At 32.6% G+C, this 7,439-nt stretch carries 4 protein-coding genes; 2 read left to right on the forward strand and 2 right to left on the reverse strand.

Annotated features, from left to right (window positions below):
* Positions 1 to 16: 16 nt before the first annotated feature.
* The gene (locus tag ACTB1O_RS12370) at positions 17 to 124 is read left to right on the forward strand and encodes a type II toxin-antitoxin system HicA family toxin (RefSeq protein WP_462995454.1); all 108 of its coding nucleotides are present in this window, start codon (positions 17 to 19) and stop codon (positions 122 to 124) included.
* Positions 125 to 327: 203 nt separating this feature from the next.
* On the opposite strand, the gene ACTB1O_RS12375 is transcribed toward ACTB1O_RS12370, so the two are convergent.
* Positions 328 to 540: a hypothetical protein gene (locus tag ACTB1O_RS12375; RefSeq protein WP_462995451.1), complete on the reverse strand. Its 213-nt coding sequence runs from the start codon at positions 538 to 540 to the stop codon at positions 328 to 330.
* A gap of 431 nt (positions 541 to 971) precedes the next feature.
* On the opposite strand from ACTB1O_RS12375, the gene ACTB1O_RS12380 reads away from it, so the two are divergent.
* A complete protein-coding gene (locus ACTB1O_RS12380) occupies positions 972 to 6,695 on the forward strand; it encodes a DUF3320 domain-containing protein (RefSeq protein WP_462995452.1) in 5,724 nt (1,907 codons plus the stop codon).
* A 494-nt stretch (positions 6,696 to 7,189) separates the two neighbouring features.
* Here ACTB1O_RS12380 and ACTB1O_RS12385 read toward each other — a convergent pair.
* Positions 7,190 to 7,439, reverse strand: a 250-nt coding sequence (locus ACTB1O_RS12385) for a hypothetical protein (RefSeq protein WP_462995453.1), incomplete at its 5' end; no start/stop codon positions are given.

Below are 7,439 nucleotides of genomic sequence, written 5' to 3' on the forward strand. Positions count from 1 at the left end.
GACACCCAATGGTAAAATTGGAACAGTTGTTCCCAATCATAAAGAATTAAAAGTCGGAACATTACGCGGCGTTTTAAAGCTCGCTAAAATAGATATAGAAGATTTTTCCAAAAAACATTTATGAAACTAATTTTTCATGCAGTGTTTCATAAAAACGTGAATGAAACGAATGTTTCAGGCGCTGTTTTATGTAAGTTACAGGGTAACTTTCATGTAAAATCAGATTTGGTTTTCATGGTAAATTATAGCCTGCTGTCACTTCCCTTTTCAGTGACATTTTTCAAACGGCATTTATCAACTTTTTCAAATCATTGATGTATTGTCATTTCATATACTGGCTTTGCCAGCTGGTCTTTCAAAGTGCATTAATCCCCAAAAACCCCAACCAAATTTTCCCATGACTATCATACTTCCCGATCCAGTATTCGGGTGCAGCGGCGTCATTCCCAAATCCGGCACTCCCTTCCCTCGTTCTTCTGTTCTTTCTTCTCTTCGCTTCTTTCTGTCACGTTTTTTTCCTGTGCCCGATTTCCGGCACAATAGAGGAGTGGGGATGATCGGGTTATAAGGCTGAAGAGTGCTTTGTGGATGTGGGGTTTTGGGTTTTTTTTATTCAGTTCATAAAAGTTTTTTCTTCTTATCGTAGATAAGATTCCAATCACTAACTGATTAAAAAAAAGGTCCGAATTATTTACAGGATGCCGGGAAATCGTCTTTAAAATCTCTTCAAACTCTTTGAAAAAGAGATAGATGTCAGATTATCGGGATTTCCCATTCCGTTTGAACAACGATGCAATTGGTGTTTCTGCTTATATGCAGGTGTCTGGTAACGATTGTGGTTTGAGGATTGAGTTTATAATATTTAATAAAATTAGAAAATCTGAATCTAAAAAGCAATCACTCCTTTAAATCAGTAGATTAATAAGACTTCATATAAAAAATGACATATATCTACTGTTCAGAGGGATATTATGGCTGCCACTGTAGCTAAAGAACTTGAAGTTTTACGACAAAATTTACTTGATTTAACTCTTAGAAATGGATTATTAAATCATCGTGTGTCAAAACGACGAACAATAGAAATAATTGATGAGTCTCCTCGGGAAATATTTGAAATCCTCGTCCTTAATGAAAAAAGTATGCAATTTAAGGCAACGAAAATTGCTAAAAAGGAAGGAGAACTAATTGAAGACGATCAAGAATCAGATTACTCCAATTTTGAAGAAGAGGCTTCTGAAGATGATTTGTCAAATATCTGGAAAGTAGAAGATTACGATGATATCCCTGAACACTATACGGATCAATATTTAGATACTCCCTATGATTCTGAAACTTTATTTAAAAAATTATTTTATACTCAAAATCAGTCGAAAACCATCTTTGAAGAACAAGGTTATTCTGTACTATATCTTGCATTAGGATTTCTAGAGTGGAAGGACAGGCCCGATTCAGATAGAACCCATAAATCACCTTTAATTTTAATACCTGTTGAAATGTCCAGGGTTGGGAAAAGAAGATCATTTTCATTGTCATGGACCGGTGAAGATATTTCTGCCTCTTTAACATTACAGGGGAAAATGGAAGAATATGGCGTTGTTATTCCAAATTTCAATATGCCTGAAACAAAAGAAGATATTGATAAATACCTAAGCTCAATTGCGGAAGAAATTAAAAATAAGGAAGGGTGGAATGTATTATCAGATATTGTTCTTGATTTCTTTAATTTTAGAAAATTTGTAATGTATAAGGATTTAGATCCCTCTTCCTGGGGAAACAATCAAAATCCTCTAGATAATCCAATAATAAATTCGATATTTAATCCAACTTCTCCTCAAGAAAATGAATACATAATCTCAGAGCAGGAAGTCGATGAAAAGGTTGATCCTTATTATTCCTATAATGTTTTAGATGCTGACTCTTCTCAAATTGCAGCCATTGAATGTGTGAAAGAGCATCAAAACCTTGTTATTCAGGGTCCTCCTGGAACCGGGAAATCTCAGACCATTACTAATATAATTGCAGAGCTTCTTGCAAAAGGAAAAAAGGTCCTTTTTATTAGTGAGAAAATGGCGGCTTTAGAGGTAGTTAAAAGACGCCTAGATAATATTGGAATTGGAGATTTTTGTCTGGAATTGCACAGTAATAAAGTTAAAAAACGAGCGGTTCTCGATGAAATTCAAAAGACAATCCAATTACAAAAACCTGATTCAATAGATATTAATAAAAAGATTGATGACCTTAAAAATTTGAAAAAAGAACTTAATGAATATGTAACAGTTTTACATACTCCATATGGTCTTAGAAAATTAACTCCATATGAATTATTTTCAAAAAAAGCAAAAAGTGATATTTATTTTGAGAAAAAATCTAAAAAATTGACAAGAATTGAAATTTCTAACCCTGAGGAAATTAATGAATTACAATGGAATAAGGCATTAGATAATATCGAAAAAATTGCAGAAATCATCCCAGTAATTGGATCAAGAAAAAATAATCCCTGGAGAGGTTGCCACTGTAGCTTGATTCTTCCAGCAGATCGGGAATTGATATCCAGAAATATTGGTGATGCAAAAACACTCTATAATGAGTTAAAAGAAATATTAAAGAAAATTGAAAGTAATTTAGGTATTTCAGTAATTAATAAAAAAATTGAATTAAATGATTTTGCTAATTCTCTAGAATTATTGATAAAAGCTCCAGATGTTAATAGAGATATCATTCAAAATAATTTAGCTGATGAAAGTTCAGAAATTATTAATTCCTTAATCAAAAAGATTGAAAAATATAATCAGATCTCTGCTTCAATAAAATCTAAATATAATACTAATATCTTCAGAATTGACATAGATGATACAATAGATAAGCATTCTCAGCTCCTTAATAAAGCGAAAAGTGAAATCAGTTCTTATTCTCTTTTTGAAGATTTTTCTGATTTTGATGAAATCTTTAGCTTGTTAACGGAATTAGTCCTAAGAGAAAATAAGAGACATGAGATAAAGAATATTAATCCTCATATTAAGGGTTTATTTGCAAATTATTGGAAGGATGAATATAGTGATTATTCCACTATCAATAATTATAGGGAATTCATTTCATATATTCATGAAAATGTTCAAAATGGCACCATCTCGGACAAATCTTATTCATATCTGGAAAATGGGATTAGGATAAATAATTTATTTTCAAGTAATTTTCATGAAAAGATATCTTTTGCTGATGAAACTATTAGCATACTGGAGAGTTATAGTCAATATAATGACTGGTATTCCTCTAAATTCAAGGAATTTACCGTTAATGGAAACCTTGAAAAAATATCAGAAGCTTATGAACAAAATTGTTCTAAAAAGTTAAAATTTCTATCTTCCGAATATAGGAATTTGAAGAAAGAGATAAATCAGTGGTATATTCATTCTCTTCCCAAAAATGATGACGATGTTTTAGATGATATTAAAGCAATTATTCAATATAAAGAACTTGTAAAATTATTAAAATCAAGAGAAATTTTTGCAGGTGATTATTTTGGAAATATATGGAAAGGAGGAGAATCATCCCTCATTGAATTGACGGATTATAATAATTTGATAAAATGCCTTCATTCTTTAAATGAACAAAAAGATAGATCTAAATCAGATTCTATAAATCATATTATTCAGTATGGAATCTCTGAAAAAATATTGCGTGATTACTACTGGGAAGTTAATCTACAGAACATTGACGAAACGATTAACCTGATAAAAGAATTCAAAGATTTAGATTCTAAATTGAATCAATATTCACAAAGAAATTATTTTGAGTTATATTCAGCATTTAAATTCTATTATGATAATTTAAAAGATGTTTATATACAAGCATCTAATTCTAACGTTGATTTTTGTGTTAAAACGACTATTGAAGACTTAAATCAAATTCGAGACTTTTTATTAGAACAAAAAGAACTTAATTCTTCAGATTTTGCAACAGATTATTTCGGAGATGTATGGAAAGGGGAGAATTCAGATCTTAAGGAAATAAATGAATTTAAAACCTGGATTGACTCCTTTAAAAATAATTTAAAAACTAAGAGATACTCAGATATAACAGTCGAACATTTATCAAATAATAATATCAATCATCAGGAGATCTTCGAATTAAAGGATAATTCTGAAAAACTGATTGAGCAATATATTGATGCAATAAACTCAACTATTCAAAAACTGCAGATTGATGAGAATGAAAGGTTTGGGAGCTCTATTGAGGCCATTTCTTTCAATAGTTTATCTGAAAAATTAGAATTGTGGGAAGACAATATCGAAATTTTGGATACATGGAGTAAATACCAAAATTATATACAAGAACTTAATGGCAGCATTGCAGAACCTCTGATAAAATATATTGAGAATGATTCGATTCCTTTTGAGGACTTGGAAGAAACACTAAAGGGCAATTATGCCGATGCTATGTTAAAAATCGTGTTTGTAAAAACACCCATCCTTAATAAATTTGTGAAGCAACATCAGGAAAAAACCATTCAAAAATTTAGAAGATTAGATTCTGAAATAATCAAGCTCAATCAGAAACGTCTAAAATCCATAATTTATTCACACCGACCAGACATCCTCGTCGGTGCATCTCCAAATTCAGAAGTAGGGATTTTACAGGGAGAATTAAATCGTAAAAGAAGAATAATGCCTGTAAGGAAATTATTCCAAAAGACTGGCTCTTTAATTCAGGGATTAAAACCATGCTTTATGATGAGTCCATTATCAGTTGCTCAATACCTAGATCCAAATTCGATAAAATTTGATGTCATAATATTTGATGAAGCAAGTCAGGTAAGACCTGAAGATTCATTAGGGGCGTTGATGAGAGGAGAACAAGTTGTAATTGTTGGAGATTCAAAACAATTGCCACCCACTAGATTTTTTGATTCAATTACAGAGAACGATCAGGATGATGAAGAAGAACCCACTTTAGCTGGAGATATTGAAAGTATACTGAATTTATGTAGAAAATCATTCCCTACTAAGACTCTAAGGTGGCATTATAGATCAAGGCATGAGTCATTAATATCTGTGTCAAATCAGGAATTTTATGATAATCATCTTTATGTTTATCCATCTCCTGCAAGAGATTCAGACGATTTGGGATTACATTTTGTTCATCTCATTGATACGATCTATGATAGGGGTAGAAGCGGTGTCAATAGGAAAGAAGCCAGATATGTTGCTTCAATGATCATTGACCATTATAAGAAGAATCCTAACAAAACATTGGGAGTTGGGACATTTAATGTAAAACAACAGGATGCAATCCTAGAAGAATTAGAAAGAATGGTCTCAGACAATCCATTTATTGAGCAAAAGTTCACAGACCCGAATGGAGAGAATTTATTTATAAAAAATATTGAGACTATCCAGGGAGATGAACGTGATATAATAATTATCAGCGTTGGGTTTGGGTTTGACTCTAATAATAAATTAACAAATAATTTTGGACCACTAAACCAGGAAGGCGGAGAAAGAAGATTAAATGTTTTAATAACAAGAGCCAGAGAAAAATGTATTGTTGTTTCAAATTTCACAGCTTCAGACCTTCAAATTCCTGCAGATGCTCCATTTGGTTTAAGGGCATTAAAGACATTTTTAAATTATGCTGAGACAAAGGAACTTGAGACATTTGTTCCTCCCTCAGATGACACTGATTCTCCCTTTGAGGACTCTGTATATGAATTTTTGAGAGATTTAGGTTATGAGATTCATAAGCAGGTTGGTTGTGCTGGTTACAGGATAGATCTTGCTGTTATAGACGCGAAACAGCCCGGCAAATATATTTTGGGTATCGAATGCGATGGAGCTCAATATCATTCTTCGAGAGTAGCTCGTGATAGAGACCGTTTAAGGCAACAGGTTTTAGAAGGGCTTAAATGGAAAATTTACCGGATCTGGTCTACTGACTGGTTTATGAATAAAAACATGGCTCAAAAAGAGCTAATAGATAATATCGAAAAGGCAAAAATATCTCCAGAATATGAGGAAAGAAGAGAAAAAAAGGTAATTATTGAAACCTCTTATGCAGAACCAGAATCGCAAATCACAGAGTCGGAGAATATTTCTGTTAGTGATCTTTCTACAACTGAGTACAATTCAAATTTAAATATTCATGATGGTATTGAGGAGTATCAGAGTGTTGAATCCCTGGAACTGGGAAATTCTAATGATGTCTTCAGTATTAACAAAACCTTACTCACAAATGCAATAATAAAAATGATCTCAGTAGAAGGACCGATCCATAAAGATCAAATAATAAACAAAATTAGAAGTGAATGTGGATTGAAAAGGACAGGCTATAAAATCCATGATTATTTAGAGAAGAATATTAATTCCATTGTAAAATCGGATGATGAAGTTATTGAAAAGGATGGTTTCCTATGGCATAAAAGCAAAATGGATTCTAAAATATTAAGAAAGCGGTCAGAATCAAATATTATTGGAATAGAACATGTTTGTCCTGAAGAAATTCAATTTGCAATATTGCATGTAATTAATAAGCAGGGAGGAACAAGCAAAGAGGATTTAATTTTACAATCCTCGCGCTTATTAGGATATAAAGCTGCAAAAAGGAAAATTTCAGAATTTATTGGTTCACAAATAGAAATTATGATAGAGAATAATAAGTTAATTACAAAAAATAATGAGTTGCTATATATAAATAAATAAATTAATAAATAAAATTAAAATCCTGTAAAATCAAAAACCATCTCAACAGAAGAAACCCATTCCAGGAATAGATCGAGAGATTCATGAAAGGTTTCTTCATTGAATCAAACCCCTGGATGAAAAAGGGGGATTTTGAAGATTTTCTCACTCTAATATTTTTTTTCAGAAAACCTTCCTTCCTTGCCATATGATCCAGACTAATTTTTAAAAAAAAGATCAGTTTCTACAGGAAATATATGGTCATGGAAAAAACGGAGGTTAGCGTGTGGGACCCTCCTCCCCAAAAAACACTCTAAGTTTTTTTAATTACTTCAAACGAAAATACTCCCCATGAAAATCACCGAAGAAGCAATCCAAAAATTCTAAATCTTTTTTCCTATTACCATCACACTTCCCAAGGCTCTGGTGAGTGCAGGATTAATCACAAATCCCGCACTCCCTTCCCTCGTTCTTCTGTTCGTTCTTCTGTTCGTTCTTCTGTTCGCTTCTTTCTGTCATGTTTTTTTTCTCCGGTGCCGTTTCTGGCACAAGAGAAGGATTGGGACGAGGGGGTTATAAGGCTGAAACGCCCCCCCGATAATGCCCGGACTTGCTACAAATGCGACACACAGAACGCACCCACAGCAGAATATTGTAATAAGTGCGGGGAAAACCTCACAGACGAGGCCAAGACACGGGAGGCGGAAAAAGTCGATCATATTATCGCAGATATCGAAGAAGATCCCCGGTTGAAAATCATCAATG

The organism is Methanomicrobium sp. (genome assembly GCF_055145805.1).

Excerpts from the sequence above, each read along its gene's own strand:
- ACTB1O_RS12380 (WP_462995452.1), top strand. The coding sequence starts at position 972 with ATGGCTGCCACTGTAGCTAAAGAACTTGAAGTTTTACGACAAAATTTA.